Source organism: Desulfosporosinus sp. FKB (genome assembly GCF_002196705.1).
Lineage (GTDB): Bacteria > Bacillota > Desulfitobacteriia > Desulfitobacteriales > Desulfitobacteriaceae > Desulfosporosinus.
The window spans coordinates 105,172-121,586 of record NZ_NADJ01000040.1; the positions used below are offsets into that span (position 1 = coordinate 105,172).

The window sequence follows — 16,415 nt, forward strand, 5'->3', positions numbered from 1 at the left end:
AATAATTAGTTATGAGTCCTTCAAGATTACCTTACGTAAAATCGTGACTAATTTCGCCTGTCCCTCAGAATCGATGGGATCAACCATCCAAAGACACAAAAAAGAGACTTTACGTTGTTTCCATTCCTGAACCAGCGGCTCCATCGCTTCCTTAGAAAGGTATAAATGAGTGGAATCTTGATTAGGGATCAGACTTACCACAACACAACGCTGCTCAAGATCATCCATAATTTGAAATGCACGATCAAGCAAATCGTCGCTTCCGGTCATCAGTACATCCCCCGGGCGAAAATGATTACTGGCTTCAGCAATTCCCACACAAAGAATTTTCAAATCTTTGGTCTCTAAGTCTAAATCATGAAAGTCAGGTAAAAGCTGGATCTCTTGGCCTCCTACTTTACCAACAAAAATCTTCCTTTCATCCTCATGCAACCCAAATCCTTGAATGAGAAAGTCAGAAGATATCTCACTAATCAATCTATTCATCGGTGACAATCCTTCTCTTTCCAAGTTCTCTTTTAGAACATTTTACCACGAATGCAGACAGCTTAGCAACAACTGCAGTAGCCTTGACCCTTTAGGCTATACCTTCATTTCGCTCTTGCATCGTTTCTAAATCAAGATGGGAGAGCAAAAAGGACTTGAGTTGACTTCGAATCAAATCGCGTTTCCTTGATAATTCTTGTATGTCTCCCTGTATTTCTTCCCATTTTTCTTGAGCTTCAGACACTTTGGCTAACTTATTCTGTTCAGCCTCCTTCAACAAAAGTTCGGCCTCATGACGTGCAGCTTGCTTTACTTCTTCCGCAGTTTGCTGGGCTAAGACCAGGGTTTGCTGCAATGTATTCTCAATTTGACGGAAATGACTAATTTCAGATTCTAAAGCTTTTACTTTTTCGCGTAACTCGAAGTTTTCAGTGTAGGCAGATTCAAATTCCTGACTCACAGCATCCAGGAATTTTTCCACCTCTCCGCATTGATACCCTCGAATCCCTTTATTGAATTGCTTATTGCGTATATCAAGAGGAGTCATTTGCATCTTTGTTCCCTCCTACTGGCGTTGTGACTTATAAAGAATAAGCTGCCAAGCCGTACGTTCCTTGCGGGTCTGAGTACACTCCAATAGCTTAATGCGTCCGCGGCCCCGGCAGGAAATGGTTTCTCCAGGCTGCGGCTTAAGCTCCGCTTTGTTAACTACCAGGCCTTCGCGCCGTACCTTGCCCTGGTTAATCCATTCCTGCGCTAAGGCCCTCGAGACACCAAAGGAATGGGCAAGAAGAGCATCTAAGCGTGATGAACTTACTGTAACCCGTTTCTCCTCTCCCTCGTCAGACGAAATATTCGGTTTTTGGCTGCATAGTGCTGCGTTAATTCTTTCCCGTCCGGCTAATTGCCAATAATCGATTATAAAGGGAGCAATATCGGCCGAAGTTACTATATAATACTCGCCTTGACCGGCACGGATGTCTCCCAAAACCTCCCGCTCTATACCCAAACCCAACAGAGATCCAAGAATCTGACGGTGTTCGAGCCGAGCTTGAGGATTCGCAGGCAGAACCTCAAGAATTGACAAATTGGCATCCTCAGGATCTAGTGTCTCTCCCCATGGGCCAATAACGATACGAACACGTTCTGCGTCTGGAAACCCGCCTTCCAGTAAATACGCTAACCCTTCTTTCCTGAGAATCCCTTCAGTCCAATCCCGCAGGGCAAAACTTAAAAAAGGAGTGACCTGTTTAGTATTATGACGAAGTACTATATCGAGTTGATCTAAAAGATGAGCAGCCGTCAAACGTTGGTCTTTCTCGTTCCAAAACCCAAGCGCACTGCGATCTATAGAAGGTTTCATCTAATAGAAAAGCCTCCCAATCAATGACTGAATCAGGTTTAAGACGATAATAGCGATCAAAGGAGAAAAATCCAGCCCCATACCCCCTGAACTAATCTGAAAACGCTGAAACGGTTTCAGTAAAGGGTCGGTTATATCATATATGATCGTGATTAGAGGGTTCGGTTTTAATCTTGGAATATATGAGAGGAATGCTCGAACAATTATGGCGAAAATCAGGATTGTAATCACTTTATCAATAATCTGCGCAATTAGAGAAATCAATTAATAATCCCTCCTATTTTGACCAAAACAGACCTTTAACTTTTAGCTCATCTCGCATTTCCCCAGAAATATCGACGTTATTGGGAACAAACAGGAAAATCCCGCTGCCAACCTTCTGCATATTGCCATTTAGAGCATAGGTTGTCCCGCTGATAAAATCAACAATCCGTTTTGCTAATACCTTCTCGGCATTCTCCAGATTGACAATAACCGGCCGTCGGGATTTCAGCTGATCAGCGATATTTTGGGCATCTTCAAAAGTATTCGGTTCCAAAACGACCACTCGCATTTGTTTTTGCGTATGAATACTTACAACGGGAGCATTTTTTCTGCTAGTACGTACTTCTTCTTGGTCAATTTTCTCTTTTTCCTGTTCTTCAAAAACTTCATCTTCCTGTTCATCATCCGCAAATCCCATAATCCCAATCATCTTATCAATCAATTTTGCCATACCTGGCCCTCCCTTTCATATATCTCTTTACTTAGAGCTGAATACTACTTAACCTAACCTACTGGCTATCCGCGTTCACCAAAAATCTGACGTCCCACTCGAACAAGAGTGGCTCCTTCTTCAATGGCCAATTCAAAGTCTCGGCTCATCCCCATTGAAAGGTCCAGCAAATCAACACCAGGCCAGCTTTGAGATTGCAAAGAATCACGGAGATTTCTCAGTTGGCGGAAGAATTCCCGAGTTTCTTGCAAGCTTGCCTCCAGAGCTCCGATGGTCATCAAACCCCGGACGTTAACATAAGGATAATCCTTAATAGAGTTTAAAAAATCCGGAACTTCTTCGGGCGCTAACCCAGCTTTAGCAGGATCTCGAGCAATATTGACTTGGACCAATGCTGCCCAGATCAAACCTTGTCGTCTTCCTTGTTCATTTAAGGCTTCTAAAAGTGAAAGGCGATCCAAGGAATGAATGAGAGCAACTTTGTCATTCAAATATTTAATCTTATTAGTCTGCAGTCTTCCCACAATATGCCATTCGCAATCATCCGGCATATACGGAACCTTCTCCTGCCATTCTTGGATTCGGTTTTCCGCGAAAGCTCGCTGCCCAACCTGATAAGCCTCCTGAATTTTTGGAATAGGCTGAGTCTTGGAAACCGCCAACAATTTTACTGCGGCATAATTTCTATTGCTCCGCTCAACAGCCCGAAGAATTCGCTGACGAACTTCTATTAAACGTTGTTGAATACCCAAATCTTCCATTTCCTGAATATCCCCTTCGCAAAGAATTCTACGCTTTTCCTCCGTTTCCTGCTACGAAAGTCTGAAGCTTAATATTTTTTACCTTGCAATTAGCCCCTCAAGCCCATTTCGCGGATTCGTTACAACAGGTATTCCCACCGGTAAACTGTCTACGCAAGCTTGTTGATCATTTTTATCAAGTACTTTAACTTTTTTAAAATGGATTACCCCTTCAGTCGAAATAAAGACACCTTGTTCCTCTCCCTGTGTCCAAAGAGCGCTTCCAGGTATAAGAACGCCACTGGTCTGGGGCGCATAGATCCAAGTTATTTCTTGGTGTCTTTCAGTTGCTGACCCATCAACGTAATGAGGAAACTGAACGATTATACCCATGGGTTTTTCAGATTTACGCATAATCTGAGCATCCATCGTTTGATTTCCTGCTGTTAAACGGATGGTTTTTCCAACAGTGATATCATCAATACTTGGCAATTGGAGGAAAGCCAGCGTCGGCGAAAGATTATTCACGATTTTACCCACAATCTCTCCCGCCTGAACCGTCTGACCAGGGACTTTAACCTGGGAAGTTTGAGCAACTAATTTTTCCAAATCCATAGACATTATGTTCTCGCTGGTAATAATTGTTTCTAAACCATCGCTTTGATGAAAGAATAGCCCTCCCATATCAGCAGTTACCACAGTGCTGCTTAGCGAACTCTGATTACTTCCGGAAGCAGCGCCATTTTGATGAACTGCTGCCAAGGTTTCGCCTCGTCTAAAACGCTGACCATCTTTGCCGACAAACTGTATTGTTCCTGAACTGGGAGCTTTGACAGGCTGCTCCTGATTCGCAAAAACAGCAGAGACCTTTCGTTCATGAGTAATGATCCCCGGCTGAGCTGCAGTAAAGGTTATATTCCCAGAGGAAAAATTCTCTCGATAGTACCAAAAAGCTCCCCCAAATAAGATTAAGAATAAGATGATCCAAAGCCCATATGGGTTTCTTTTTTTTCGCTTTTTTTTCTCCATGGCCCCCTCCCAGAACCCGTCTCTTTTTTGATGTTCGATGCATAGGATCGTCAGGGAGCACTACCTGGCTCGGGGTAAATCACAGGTAAAAACAGTTCCGACACCAAGTTGGGATGTAACATCAATAGTTCCCCCCACTCCTTCGACCATATGCTTTACAATACTTAGACCCAAGCCTGTCCCTCCTTGTTCTCGGGATCGGGCTTTGTCCACACGGTAAAAACGCTCAAAAATTCTTGGCAGCATCTCTTCAGGTATACCACAACCGGTATCACCAAACTCCAGGCGAAGATACTCTTGAAAAACTTGCGCATTCAGCCATACTCTTCCTTCAGTTGTATATTTCACAGCATTCTCTAAAAGGTTTAAGAGAAGTTGGCTTAACAGATCTTCTCCTAAGGAAAGAGGCGGTAAATCCTCCGGAAGATTGACTTCAACCTCAATGTTTTTGACTTGAGCGAAACTAAGAATAACCGGCTGAATCTTTTTATAGGCTTGCTGAAGATAGCTTATTTTGCCGGAAACGAGTCCTCCCCGGTTCTCCCGCCCTTCAAAATGAGCTAACGTTAATAGATCTTCAATTAAGCGCTGCAGGCGCAAAGTCTCGGCCTGAATAATTTTCAGGAAACGTTCGCGTAACGAAGGGACATCCGCCGCACCATCCAATAATGTTTCCACAAACCCTTTAATGGACGTTAAGGGAGTTCTTAATTCATGGGATACATTAGCAACAAATTCCGTGCGCATTTGTTCTAAACGACGAAGTTCAGTAACATCATGCATGACAATCACAGCCCCTCGCGGCTGGCCATGTTCATTTAAAATCGGGTTTACTTGACTTTGAATGGTCTTTTGCCCAAAGTGGGTTTCCCTGGTCGCACTCGGTTCTCCGGAAAGGACGTTATGAATTAAATGTTCCAGTTCTGAATCATAGGTCAGCTCCAGCAAATATTTTAACTTGCGTTCCGTATCCTGACGTCCAAAAATTCTATTCGCTGCTGCGTTAACTAAAACAACCCTGCCTACATGATCAACTGAGACAACGCCTTCTTGCATTCCTGCTAATATTGCCTCCATCTTGTGAGCTTCTTGAGTCCCGCTTTGGACAATCATCTCCACATGCCTCGAAAGACTATTCAGTTCTGCCGTAAATTCTCCGATTTCATCCGTAGAGTCTGCAAAATCAATTCGTTCAAAGTTGCCTCTCGCAATACGTTGAGTGGCCAGATGGAGTTTTTCCAATCGCTTAGCCAAATAGCTGGCATAAACATAAACAGCCCCCGCCGGAAAGCAGATCGCCAGGATCACGACTTCAATGTCTATTTGCTGTCCGATCGTTTTTAATTTTACGCTCTCACCAACCCAAAACAAAAGCAAGGACAAGGCCGTCATAACAATGTACAGTCCCGTTAAGCGCCATTTTATGCTCATATTCTTACCCTTTAAAACGGTAGCCGATTCCGCGCAGCGTTTCAATGTACTCCGGATTCGAGGGATCACGCTCAATTTTTAGCCGCAAATGCCGCACATGAACATCAACAGTACGGGTATCCCCATGATACTCATAGCCCCAAATGCGTTCCAGAAGTTCATCTCTTGAATACACTTTGCCAGGATGGGCAGCAAAAACGCGTAAAAGCTCAAATTCTTTTGGCGTCAGCTCAACTTCTTCACCTCGGATGAGAACACGGAAACCGTTAATGTCAATACGCAGCTCTCCTCGTACAATTATAGCTTCCGAATCTTCCGGGACGTTTATGCGGCGTAAACGAGCTTTGATTCTCGCCAGTAGTTCCCGGGGACTAAAAGGCTTTGTCATATAATCATCTGCCCCAAGCTCCAAACCCAGAACCTTATCGATCTCTTCACCTTTCGCCGTTAACATAATAATTGGTATCTGCTGAAACTTTGTATTTAAACGAAGTCTGCGGCAGACCTCTAAGCCGTCCATTCCCGGCAGCATGACATCAAGAACAAGCAAATCCGGCTGTTCCTTTTCAATAGACACTAAGGCTTCCGGACCATCTTTTGCCACCCGAACCTGATATCCTTCTTTTTCCAAATTGAATCTAAGCAGTTCTTGAATGGGTTCCTCATCATCCACAACTAATATTGTTGCCACTTAAATCCCCCCAATTCTAATCCAACCTGCCATTCGTCCTGTTCGAGCACCATCACGACGATGAGAAAAAAACCATTCCGGGTTATCTTTTGTGCAAAGGGCCGCCACTGCAATATTATCCGGGCAAACACCTTTTTCTAACAATGTAGTCCTATTAGCTTCCCACAGATCAAGCTGGTACTGTCCTTCAGAGATCGGACGCAAAAAGGGAGTTTCTGCGTAGTTGGCGCGAAATTGACTAGCAACACGTTCATCGACAACGTAACAGCAGGGGCCGATACTGGGTCCGATGGCAGCCCAAGCCTTTTCCGTACAGCCTCCGGCTTCTTCAAAACACTCTAAGGCTCTGCAGCCAATTTTCTGCATCGTTCCCTTCCAACCCGCATGAGCGATGCCAACCGCCTTAAGATCAGGATAATAGAAATAAAGAGGAACACAATCTGCATAAAATGTCATGAGACCAACGGAACTCTTTGTAGCAAGACCATCGACACCTGGGATAACAGTTTCTTGATCACGAAGACCTCGGCCGCCATCTTCCTCATCAACCCATACAACCTTTGCTCCATGAATTTGTTCTCCCACGACAGCTCCCGACCAGGAGACGTCCCACAGACCAAGCCAACGCGAACGATTCTCCAAAACATCCCCAGCTTCATCCCCAACATGAAGTCCTAAATTCAAACTGTCATAGGGGGAGTGACTAACACCTCCCTTGCGCGTCGAGAAGCCTATATCAATTCCTTCTTCAAGCCACTTTGAAATTGTTAGAACGGTAAATTCTCCTTTTCTTTGCCAGTTCCAGTTCATCCTCTGACTCCTTTAATTTCTTTTTTAATATATCATTTAATAACCATAAGAACAAACCTGCTATTAGTCCTATTTCGACTAGTACTAGAAAAACATTGGCGAATATCCGGATAATATGTAGATAAAACCTGTCCTTTGCGGAACAAATATAAATAAAAGCATAAGCACATGTTCTTAGATTTAAGAACTATGACTTATGCCTATTGATTCAACTTAAGTACTCTTAGCGATGGTCATCATTCTCCGGATGGTATTCAGGCAGATCATGGGCATCAACTAAAATAACATCCACTCCAATTTTCTTAACCCGTTCCCAAGGAATTATAAAATCCTCAGGTTTTCCGCCGCCAAAAAGTCCCCAACTACTTCTTGCAGGCCCTGGTACCACCATTCCTTTAACAATACCCTTCTCTAGATCCAAATCGAGATCTTTAATTGGGCCTAACCTTCGGCCATCCTTGATATTGACAATATCCAATAAGCGCAAATCTGAGATTCTCATAGATTAATCCCCCCTGATGAGGCTCAACTGTCATATATCATTATATGTGGGATGGTCTTTAAATAGCCTTCGATTTTTATATTTTTTAATTTTCAGCGGATGATCAGTGAACCACTCCCATTTGTAGAAGAGGGAGTCTTACGATTGAATAAACTGACTCAGTTCAGGCAAATTTAGCCGCAGTGGCTGTAAAGGGTTCAGTTGGGATGACCTTGATCTTGCACAGTGCTTAAACGTACTTGCGCATATGCTGCATAGCCGCCTTTTCTAAGCGTGACACTTGGGCCTGGGATATCCCTATCTCATCGGCGACTTCCATCTGTGTCTTGCCATTAAAAAACCTTAACGATAAAATCAGCTTTTCCCGTTCACTTAAACGTCTAAGGGCCTCGCGGACTGCAAGCCCCTCTACCCATCCATTGTCTGTCTGTTTATCATCTCCGATTTGGTCCATAACAAAAATAGGGTCCCCGCCGTCATGATAAATCGGCTCAAACAAAGAAATCGGTTCCTGAATGGCATCCAAAGCAAAAATAACGTCTTCACGCGGCAAGGACAGCTTACTGGCGATCTCCGCAACCGTTGGTTCGCGCGAGCACTCACAAACTAATTGATCCCTTACTTGTAAGGCTTTATAAGCAATGTCTCTAAGTGATCGGCTTACCCTAATGGGATTATTGTCCCTTAAGTACCGGCGAATTTCTCCGATGATCATCGGCACAGCGTAAGTTGAAAACTTTACGTTTTGGCTAAGATCAAAGTTGTCAATCGCTTTCATCAATCCAATGCATCCAACCTGAAATAAGTCGTCAACATACTCGCCTCGATTTGTAAATCTCTGAATTACGCTGAGTACAAGGCGAAGATTCCCGTGGATTAATTTTTCTCGGGCACTGCGATCTCCGGCTTGATAAATCACAAACAGCTCTTTCATTTTTGCACTGGATAAAACAGGTAGCTTCGAGGTGTTCACGCCACAGATTTCAACTTTATTTAATGCCAACTTAAGAGCACCTCCCCAGACAATTCTGTTGGAAAGTATGCCCGTTGACCGTTTTACTTATTCTAAACGACAAAATTCTTTACGCAATCTGCGAATTATTCTTTTTTCGAGTCGTGAAATGTAGGATTGTGAGATACCAAGTCGATCCGCCACCTCCTTTTGGGTTTTCTCTACCCCATTATCTAAGCCAAATCTTAATTCCATAATAATTTTTTCTCGGTTCGTTAGTCTTTCCATAGCTAAATGCAATAACTGCCGGTCAACTTGTTCTTCAATAGGTTTGGAGATGACATCATTCTCTGTTCCCAGAACATCTGAAAGCAATAACTCATTTCCATCCCAATCAATGTTCAAAGGTTCATCAAAAGATACTTCAGAACGAGTCTTATTATTACGTCTAAGATACATCAAAATCTCATTTTCAATACAACGGGAAGCATAAGTTGCCAATTTAATCTTTTTCTGCGGATCAAACGTGTTAACTGCTTTGATTAAGCCAATGGTTCCGATAGAAACCAGGTCTTCAATGCCTATCCCGGTATTTTCAAACTTTCTGGCAATGTACACGACGAGCCTGAGGTTACGTTCAATTAAGATATCCCTGATCGAAGGATCGCCCATTTCCAGACGCTCTAAGAGCAGCCCTTCTTCGTCTGAATTTAGAGGAGGGGGCAAGGCTTCACTGCTTCCGACATAATAGATACCTCGAGCCGAAAAGAATTTCTGGCGAAACACGACCCAAAAACGGCTAATTTTATCGACAACATTACTCCACCACATAATTATTCATCTCCACCTTTCTGCAATAGTTCCGGGTGCAGTAACGCTTGATATTCACCCTCCGAACTTAATATTTGTTTGACAAGAGCCACAGTTGCCTGGATTTGGCGAGGGCCATCCTTATCAAAACAAGTGACCCGAGCAGGTCTGATCCCTAGAAGCCAACTTCGGCGATCAATAGTTTGAAAGGGAATAAAAACAAGACGTCTCATTAAACTAGGATTTTCTTTCCATAAGAATGGCCATGGATCCTTACTTTCCTCCCAGGGTATTTCAAGAAAGGACTGTATTTCCTGGGGTATCGAGGTCGCTGCAGCCTCTTCTTCCACAAGTAAGACAGGATTGCCATTCAACGGGTCCCTCAGCTGATTGCCCGTATCCAACAAGGCTTTAAAATTGACGAGTTTTTGGCCATCACCTTCAAAATCAATTTCCAGTTCAAAAAGGTTTTTTTCTAAGCGAGAACGTCCTGTCTGCCATCGCTGCCAGCGGTCTTGTAATATCCACCATAAAAATCCTGACAAGGGCAAAATCCAAAAAGTTCCTTTGACAAGGGTAAGCATGTCATTACCCAGACCCTTATCAAACTGTATCCACCCCCATAAAGCATAAACAAACCCCCCGAGTCCGGCGGAAAAAAGCCAAAACCCCAGGAAGACCTTAAGAAAAACCTTTATACTCCGGATCGGGTAGGCTGCTAAAACCATGAGGAAAGGGATGAGCCACTTGCTCAGAGTCGTCCAGGGCGGACCGGAATAACACACTAAGATTACCGGAATTTCCCCAAGCAATACCCCAGCCAATATTCGTTTCGATCGAATTGGCAGATGAAGCATTCGGCCTGCTAGAATAAGAAGTAGTGCATCTACGCCTCCATTCACGAGCATATCTAAATCGAGATAAGTCATCGCTCCATTCATTGACGCATCCTTTCCAGATCTATACTAAAAATTATAGCTTAGCGACGGAGGAAAAAGCTGTCGCTTTCAGTGACCTTGTTTGGGATTTTTTAGGAGAATGAATACGAGTAGTGTAGTTTTAGATCAAACTTGGCTGCTGCCAAGCCCCCAAGTATCGACGACACTCTGAATTCCCTAAGCACTTAACTGGCTGAAAATCTCAACAGAACTATTTAGCTGATGCTCGAAGACACAGTCTTCCACCCGCCAGCCTCTGGGGAGAAGTGAATAAAAAAAACCTGTCGGGAATGCTTGATTCATTCCCGACAGGCATAAAATGATCTTACGTAGAATTACGTTAACACTCTTGCTGTAGTTCTTGTAAAACAGCAACCACCTCTTGTGATGCTTGAGCCATTTTATGCAGCAGTTCTCCCCCTCTCGTTTTATCACCTTGTTCAATCGCTGAGGCCGCCTCTCGAGCCAGTTCATGAACTAGTTTATGCGGGGCTTCCAGCTTGGCCAAAACATTGGTGGAACGGAATTGGAGCGAATGGTCGCTTTCAACCCATTGACCTAAACGACAGCCATGATGGTCACCAATTTGTTTGGCAGTCAGATGTTCGTACCCCAAAAGTAAGTTGTAAATTCGCCATGTCCATAAGAGATGGTCTGTCTTACACAATTCTAAAGCTTGATAATCGGACATAGTAGGAACTCGTGTAACTTGTTCTGAACGAATTGTTTCTAGTTCCCGACTAAGATCATAAATTCCTTGACCGGTTACTTCAGCTATGTTTTTAATTTCTTCGGCAGCCAGAGTCAACGTGGAAATGCTTCCGGCTGCCTCTTGAACGGCTGCACTCTGCTCTTCACTGCTGGCTGCAATATTTTGGATATCCTCTGTGATAGACGTAAAGTTTTCGATAATTCCTTCTAAGGATGATGCTGCTTCCTGCATTATCGTTTTACCATTATACATCGTTTGCGATAGTGTCACAATTTTCTGGTTTGTCTCAAAAGAATTCTGACTAAGAACAGCAATTTTCTGACGAATATCCGTCACCGATGTCGTTGTATGTTCGGCAAGTTTACGAACCTCATCCGCCACAACAGCAAATCCCCGACCCTGCTCCCCGGCACGGGCCGCTTCGATAGCTGCATTGAGAGCCAGTAAGTTTGTTTGATCAGCCACACCGGCAATAACCGTCACAATCTTTTCAATGTCCTTCATGGAATTCAATACTTCTTGAACCTGTTGGCTGACTACAGAAAATTCATCAAAGGAACGTTCAACGAAGAGAATGGCTTCTTGTATTTTTTCACCTCCGGAAACAGCTGCCGAGGTTGCTTGTTCAACAAACCCCGAGGAATTGGTAGCAGACTGGGCAACCTGATCCGAAGAAGCGCCCAATTCTTCAGACTGAGCAGCAAGACCTGTTAAATGATCCGCTTGTTCCTCGACCTTATGCAGCATTTGGCGGATTGAGGTCATATCAATCAATCGCTTGACAGAATTATCGATATCCTTCAGGGAAGCCGAAGATGCCTCTTGTCTCTCGGCAATGACGCGGTTAAGAATTTCCACCACAGGGTAAAGGGGACTTGAAGGCTCAATATCGACTTCCAAGGGCCTGGTAAAATCAGATTGGCTTAAAGCCTTATATATTTTTTCACAATCGGAATTAGGCGTAAGAACTTCGGAGGTCTTACCTTTGAATAATCCCATACAGACATCATCCTTCTTATCTTAAATTCCCGAATTATTCTGCAACATTCTACATTATTCTTCGAATTCCTTCGTGGTAAACCAAGTTTCTAAAAATAATTACTATGTAAAACTTATAATACGAGGTTGATTAGCATACTCCTTTGTGACTGCCTGCCTTAGTCAATTCGATAATTAAGGATAAAACTAGCCAAAAGGACCTACCAAAACTTGTTAGCACCCTCCTTGAATCTCCAATTTTGCTTGCCAAATCATTAAATAAAGGCGTTCTTACTCCACTACTAGTGAAGCGAGAACGCCTTTGGTTATTTGCATCCACTTTGGATTTTTTGAGTTAAGTTTGTACACGGCCCCCAGCTAAGATCGATGGTTCATTTAAATGTTTCATTCAATCGCAAGGCTCCTACTTCTTCAAGTGGGAGTGAAGCCCCGATGTTCAGCTTTATCTGAACGAGTTCACTTTCGGCGCCGCAGAAACTCGGGAATATCAATATCCACTTCTTTTGTTACCGGTTTAATGATGGTAGTTTCCTGAGACTTACTTTGCGCTCCCGAAAGGCCTGCGTATTGCTGGTCAAAACCAGTGGCAATAACAGTAACCCTTAATTCCTCTTTAAGATTCTCATCGATTACAGCACCGAAGATAATGTTAGCCTCAGGATCTGCCGCTTCAGAAATAATTCCTGCCGCCTCATTGACTTCAAAGAGTGTTAAATTGATTCCACCGGTGATGTTAAGCAACACTCCCTTGGCACCTTCGATTGACGTTTCCAGCAAAGGACTGGAGATGGCTTTACGGGCCGCATCAACGGCTCGATTCTCGCCTGTAGCTTGTCCGATTCCCATTAAGGCAGAACCGGTATTGGACATAATAGTCTTCACATCTGCAAAGTCTAAATTGATCAGCCCAGGTACTGCTATTAAATCCGAAATCCCCTGTACCCCTTGGCGCAGAACATCATCGGCAATCCGAAATGCTTCATGGATCGTCGTGTGCTTGTCCACAACCTGGAGCAAACGGTCATTAGGTATTGTGATTAATGTATCTACTTTACTTTTAAGTTCAGCAATCCCCTTTTCGGCTTGCATAGCCCTTTTACGTCCTTCAAAAGTAAAGGGTCTGGTAACAACACCAACTGTGAGGGCTCCCATCTCCTTTGCCACTTCAGCAACAATTGGTGCTCCTCCTGTGCCTGTACCGCCGCCCATGCCAGCTGTTACAAAAACCATATCCGCGCCCTTAAGAGCCTTAGCCAATTCTTCGCGGCTTTCTTCCGCCGCTTTAGCACCGATATCAGGATTTGCGCCTGCTCCAAGACCTTTAGTTAACTTTATCCCAATTTGCACTTTTTGGCTCGCATGTGAAAGCTGCAGAGCCTGTGAATCTGTATTAACAGTTATAAAATTTACACCTTGTAAACCAGCGGTAATCATACGATTCACCGCATTATTTCCTCCGCCACCCACACCAATTACCCTTATTTCGGCTATTTGGTTTAAATCAGTTTCAAATTCTAGCATCTAGGTTTAACCCCCTCGCTTATTCTGACCGAACACAAAGAAAAATGAACCATGTTATAACAATTCTCTCTAAAAGCACCTTAGTCAATAGGTTATAATTCCTAACAAACTGCCGGTGCGAAAACTTAAAATCTCTTGCTCAACATTTTAATACATATGACCTTACAAATTCTATATGTACAGGCGTTATCCCTTTTTTTTATAATAAAAACTTTCAGCAAAATGAATAACTCATGCCCGGTATTGCTACTTTTTTAATAGGTGACGCCGAATACTTCCAAGGTTATTGAACAAGCGCACACCAAAGGCTACAATTGCCGCTAAATAAAGATCAACCCCAATTCGATCTCCGACGTAGGCTAAAGCTGCTGCTAAAAGCATGTTGCTGAAAAACCCGCTTAGAAATACGGTACTGTCGAAATGGTCCTCCTGAGCTGAACGAATGCCTCCTAAAACGGAATCCAAAGCAGCTAAAATTCCTACAGAAAAGTATTTAGCGTATTCTATCGGGACAGAAAAAGGGCTGACATACCCAATAGCTAACCCTAGCACTAAGCCTAAAAGCGGTAACCACATTTATAAGATCCTCCCCCGACTTAGCGGCCAATAACCGGTTTTGCCGCTGTAAAATCAATATAGCGTACCCCTTGTTGGAATGATTTATACTCTTTATCATTAATTAATTGCCAAAGAGCATTTAATTTATCCTTCCATTCTTTTGCTTGTCCAAGCCGAACCTCAACACCACTTGTTAAGAACAACGTCATTTGCTGGACTGAGTTAACATTAAGTTCTCCAATCTGCCCCAATAGTTCCTTAGGAGCTTGTCCTAATAAACTAAGAGCCGCAGTTAGAGAAGGATTACTTAAATTCTGACCCGGCCCGATAGTATCCGAGACTTTAACTCCCGTTATGACCGGATGATCTGTTTTAGGCCAACTCTCTAACCGCCGTAAAAAAGTTCCCTGGGCATCTACCTCCAATACTCCTTTTGGAACAACGACCAATGCTACAGGCGTCCGTTCAGTAATCTGGATCACTAAAGTGTGAGGCAGCACCCTCGTAAAGGTTACGTTTTGGACGAGAGGATGCAGAAAAATCTTATTCTTGAGGTCTTCTTGATCGAAGAGTAACAGATTCTGTCCTTGAACTCCATTGGCTAATTTTAGGATCTCATTTTCCGGAATAATACTTAGGCCTTGAACCTTAATAGTTCGTACGACAAACGCACTGGAGCGAAAGAATAAGGCCAAACCCAGTGCGAGTAATATAGTCAATGCCGTCAGATAGAGGAAGGTTGTATTTGTTTTCTTGGAAGTCATGGTGATTCCTCCTTGTTCCAAGTATAACGAATACAAACCTATTCTGTCATGCCCTTTGAAAAATTTTTTTCCCAACAAAATATTACAGATTCCTCATTAGTGAAGGAATTTTAACTTTTAGGCGCGACCCTCAGCAATTTGGCTCCTATATGACGGTATTTTTCTTCTAAATTTTCATAGCCACGATCGATATAATCGACTCTTTCCAAGACCGTCGCTTCATCAGCAGCTAAAGCGGCCAGAAAAAGAGCTGCCCCGGCCCTTAGATCTGTGGCCTCTACGAAGGCTCCCTCCAAAGTTTCAGCTCCGCGAATAATGGCAGTTCTGCCTTCAACCTTAATTTGAGCGCCCATCCGACACAACTCATCGACATGCTGAAAACGGTTTTCAAAAATCGTTTCAGTGATAACGCTGGTCCCCTCCGCGCAGGCCAACATAGCCATAAACTGCGGCTGCATATCGGTCGGAAATCCGGGGTATGGCATTGTTTTAAGATCGATGCTATGAATTTTGCCTTTCCGCACAACCCGAACTGCATCATCGAGGAGCGTGATCTTAGCCCCTGCCTGTCGTAATTTAGCAATAACAGGCTCTAGATGTTCCGGGACAACATTCTCGATCGTTAAATCTCCCCCAGTCATGACGGCTGCAATCATATGCGTTCCAGCCTCAATTCGATCCGGGATCACTGTGTGCTCAGCCGGTTTAAGGAAGTCTGCCCCGTCAATTCTCAGGACATCCATTCCCGCCCCACGCACTTTGGCTCCCATTTTATTGAGGAAGTTTTGCAGATCAACAATTTCCGGTTCACGAGCCGCATTTCGGATCACCGTAGTTCCCTTTGCTAGAACTGCTGCCATCATGATGTTTTCGGTAGCCCCTACGCTCGGTACATCAAGATAAACTTCCGCCCCCTCTAAGCGATCTGCCCAAGCTTCTATATAACCATGTCTTTCTTTAATTTTCACTCCAAGCTGCTGCAGCCCTTTAATATGTTGATCCATCGGCCGAGATCCTATAGCACACCCGCCGGGCCTTGAAATTTTCACCCGTCCGTAGCGTGCCAATAAAGGCCCTAAAATTAAATTAGAGGCACGCATTTTCCGCATCAGCTCTTCATCAACATCACAAAATTCCAAGGCTGCTGCATTGATGGTTAACCCTTCATTTTGACGTTGTACTTTGCAGCCCAAGTGTTCCAGAACCTCAATCATATGTCTGATATCTGCCAAGGCCGGGATTTCTAACAATGTGGAGGTTCCTTCGGCAAGCAGAGTTGCGGCTAGTAAAGGAAGGGAAGAGTTTTTGGCCCCACTGACACGAATTGTTCCCTCTAACCTTTGTTTTCCCGTAATGACATAGCGATCCATAGCCATAGTTTTTCTCCTCCTTGG

19 protein-coding genes are annotated in these 16,415 nt (G+C 43.7%); all 19 read right to left on the reverse strand.

The annotated features are described in order from the left end of the window. Nucleotides 1-9 precede the first annotated feature (9 nt). Nucleotides 10-486, reverse strand: a complete 477-nt coding sequence (locus tag B5Y67_RS21970; RefSeq protein ID WP_088228530.1) for a hypothetical protein — start codon at nt 484-486, stop codon at nt 10-12. A 91-nt stretch (nt 487-577) separates the two neighbouring features. Continuing rightward, nucleotides 578-1,039, reverse strand: a complete 462-nt coding sequence (locus B5Y67_RS21975; protein WP_088228531.1) for a DivIVA domain-containing protein — start codon at nt 1,037-1,039, stop codon at nt 578-580. A gap of 12 nt (nt 1,040-1,051) precedes the next feature. Continuing rightward, a complete protein-coding gene (locus B5Y67_RS21980; RefSeq protein WP_088228532.1) occupies nt 1,052-1,849 on the reverse strand; it encodes a YlmH/Sll1252 family protein in 798 nt (265 codons plus the stop codon). Next, nucleotides 1,850-2,113, reverse strand: coding sequence for a YggT family protein (locus B5Y67_RS21985; protein WP_088228533.1), 264 nt, complete (start codon nt 2,111-2,113; stop codon nt 1,850-1,852). A gap of 13 nt (nt 2,114-2,126) precedes the next feature. Beyond that, nucleotides 2,127-2,564 carry a cell division protein SepF gene (locus B5Y67_RS21990; RefSeq protein ID WP_088228534.1) on the reverse strand — a complete coding sequence of 146 codons (438 nt, stop codon included), beginning with the start codon at nt 2,562-2,564 and terminating at the stop codon, nt 2,127-2,129. Nucleotides 2,565-2,629: 65 nt separating this feature from the next. Then, complete coding sequence (locus B5Y67_RS21995) at nt 2,630-3,325, reverse strand: YggS family pyridoxal phosphate-dependent enzyme (RefSeq protein ID WP_088228535.1); 696 nt, start codon at nt 3,323-3,325, stop codon at nt 2,630-2,632. Nucleotides 3,326-3,403: 78 nt separating this feature from the next. After that, the gene (locus tag B5Y67_RS22000) at nt 3,404-4,333 is read right to left on the reverse strand and encodes an HlyD family efflux transporter periplasmic adaptor subunit (RefSeq protein ID WP_088228536.1); all 930 of its coding nucleotides are present in this window, start codon (nt 4,331-4,333) and stop codon (nt 3,404-3,406) included. Nucleotides 4,334-4,393: 60 nt separating this feature from the next. Beyond that, nucleotides 4,394-5,764 (reverse strand): HAMP domain-containing sensor histidine kinase, encoded by a 1,371-nt coding sequence (locus B5Y67_RS22005; RefSeq protein ID WP_088228537.1) that lies wholly within the window; start codon nt 5,762-5,764, stop codon nt 4,394-4,396. A gap of 4 nt (nt 5,765-5,768) precedes the next feature. Beyond that, complete coding sequence (locus B5Y67_RS22010; protein ID WP_088228538.1) at nt 5,769-6,455, reverse strand: response regulator transcription factor; 687 nt, start codon at nt 6,453-6,455, stop codon at nt 5,769-5,771. After that, nucleotides 6,456-7,265 carry a peptidoglycan editing factor PgeF gene (pgeF, locus tag B5Y67_RS22015; protein WP_088228539.1) on the reverse strand — a complete coding sequence of 270 codons (810 nt, stop codon included), beginning with the start codon at nt 7,263-7,265 and terminating at the stop codon, nt 6,456-6,458. A 223-nt stretch (nt 7,266-7,488) separates the two neighbouring features. Continuing rightward, the gene (locus tag B5Y67_RS22020) at nt 7,489-7,767 is read right to left on the reverse strand and encodes a YlmC/YmxH family sporulation protein (protein WP_088228540.1); all 279 of its coding nucleotides are present in this window, start codon (nt 7,765-7,767) and stop codon (nt 7,489-7,491) included. Between the two features lie 229 nt (nt 7,768-7,996). Then, on the reverse strand, nt 7,997-8,770 hold the full coding sequence (gene sigG / locus B5Y67_RS22025; RefSeq protein WP_047810773.1) for an RNA polymerase sporulation sigma factor SigG: 774 nt from the start codon (nt 8,768-8,770) through the stop codon (nt 7,997-7,999). A gap of 57 nt (nt 8,771-8,827) precedes the next feature. After that, nucleotides 8,828-9,553: an RNA polymerase sporulation sigma factor SigE gene (gene sigE, locus B5Y67_RS22030; RefSeq protein ID WP_088228541.1), complete on the reverse strand. Its 726-nt coding sequence runs from the start codon at nt 9,551-9,553 to the stop codon at nt 8,828-8,830. After that, nucleotides 9,553-10,470 (reverse strand): sigma-E processing peptidase SpoIIGA, encoded by a 918-nt coding sequence (locus B5Y67_RS22035; RefSeq protein ID WP_088228542.1) that lies wholly within the window; start codon nt 10,468-10,470, stop codon nt 9,553-9,555. The genes sigE and B5Y67_RS22035 overlap by 1 nt, the downstream gene beginning before the upstream one ends. Before the next feature lie 337 nt (nt 10,471-10,807). Beyond that, a complete protein-coding gene (locus B5Y67_RS22040; protein WP_088228543.1) occupies nt 10,808-12,178 on the reverse strand; it encodes a methyl-accepting chemotaxis protein in 1,371 nt (456 codons plus the stop codon). Between the two features lie 456 nt (nt 12,179-12,634). Further along, nucleotides 12,635-13,699 carry a cell division protein FtsZ gene (gene ftsZ, locus B5Y67_RS22045; RefSeq protein WP_047810777.1) on the reverse strand — a complete coding sequence of 355 codons (1,065 nt, stop codon included), beginning with the start codon at nt 13,697-13,699 and terminating at the stop codon, nt 12,635-12,637. Nucleotides 13,700-13,945: 246 nt separating this feature from the next. Continuing rightward, nucleotides 13,946-14,275, reverse strand: coding sequence for a small basic family protein (locus B5Y67_RS22050; RefSeq protein ID WP_047810778.1), 330 nt, complete (start codon nt 14,273-14,275; stop codon nt 13,946-13,948). 20 nt (nt 14,276-14,295) lie between these two features. Continuing rightward, a complete protein-coding gene (locus tag B5Y67_RS22055) occupies nt 14,296-15,021 on the reverse strand; it encodes an FtsQ-type POTRA domain-containing protein (protein WP_088228544.1) in 726 nt (241 codons plus the stop codon). A 110-nt stretch (nt 15,022-15,131) separates the two neighbouring features. Then, the gene (murA, locus tag B5Y67_RS22060) at nt 15,132-16,397 is read right to left on the reverse strand and encodes a UDP-N-acetylglucosamine 1-carboxyvinyltransferase (protein WP_088228545.1); all 1,266 of its coding nucleotides are present in this window, start codon (nt 16,395-16,397) and stop codon (nt 15,132-15,134) included. Between the last annotated feature and the right edge of the window lie 18 nt (nt 16,398-16,415).

What these genes read in the sequence shown, in the direction of transcription:
- B5Y67_RS22020 (WP_088228540.1), bottom strand. Translation starts at nt 7,767, where the DNA reads ATGAGAATCTCAGATTTGCGCTTATTGGATATTGTCAATATCAAGGAT.
- B5Y67_RS21980 (WP_088228532.1), bottom strand. Translation starts at nt 1,849, where the DNA reads ATGAAACCTTCTATAGATCGCAGTGCGCTTGGGTTTTGGAACGAGAAA.
- B5Y67_RS22040 (WP_088228543.1), bottom strand. Translation starts at nt 12,178, where the DNA reads ATGGGATTATTCAAAGGTAAGACCTCCGAAGTTCTTACGCCTAATTCC.
- B5Y67_RS21975 (WP_088228531.1), bottom strand. Translation starts at nt 1,039, where the DNA reads ATGCAAATGACTCCTCTTGATATACGCAATAAGCAATTCAATAAAGGG.
- ftsZ (WP_047810777.1), bottom strand. Translation starts at nt 13,699, where the DNA reads ATGCTAGAATTTGAAACTGATTTAAACCAAATAGCCGAAATAAGGGTA.
- B5Y67_RS22035 (WP_088228542.1), bottom strand. Translation starts at nt 10,470, where the DNA reads ATGAATGGAGCGATGACTTATCTCGATTTAGATATGCTCGTGAATGGA.
- murA (WP_088228545.1), bottom strand. Translation starts at nt 16,397, where the DNA reads ATGGCTATGGATCGCTATGTCATTACGGGAAAACAAAGGTTAGAGGGA.
- pgeF (WP_088228539.1), bottom strand. Translation starts at nt 7,265, where the DNA reads ATGAACTGGAACTGGCAAAGAAAAGGAGAATTTACCGTTCTAACAATT.
- B5Y67_RS22050 (WP_047810778.1), bottom strand. Translation starts at nt 14,275, where the DNA reads ATGTGGTTACCGCTTTTAGGCTTAGTGCTAGGGTTAGCTATTGGGTAT.
- B5Y67_RS22005 (WP_088228537.1), bottom strand. Translation starts at nt 5,764, where the DNA reads ATGAGCATAAAATGGCGCTTAACGGGACTGTACATTGTTATGACGGCC.
- B5Y67_RS21995 (WP_088228535.1), bottom strand. Translation starts at nt 3,325, where the DNA reads ATGGAAGATTTGGGTATTCAACAACGTTTAATAGAAGTTCGTCAGCGA.
- B5Y67_RS22055 (WP_088228544.1), bottom strand. Translation starts at nt 15,021, where the DNA reads ATGACTTCCAAGAAAACAAATACAACCTTCCTCTATCTGACGGCATTG.
- B5Y67_RS21990 (WP_088228534.1), bottom strand. Translation starts at nt 2,564, where the DNA reads ATGGCAAAATTGATTGATAAGATGATTGGGATTATGGGATTTGCGGAT.
- B5Y67_RS21970 (WP_088228530.1), bottom strand. Translation starts at nt 486, where the DNA reads ATGAATAGATTGATTAGTGAGATATCTTCTGACTTTCTCATTCAAGGA.
- B5Y67_RS22000 (WP_088228536.1), bottom strand. Translation starts at nt 4,333, where the DNA reads ATGGAGAAAAAAAAGCGAAAAAAAAGAAACCCATATGGGCTTTGGATC.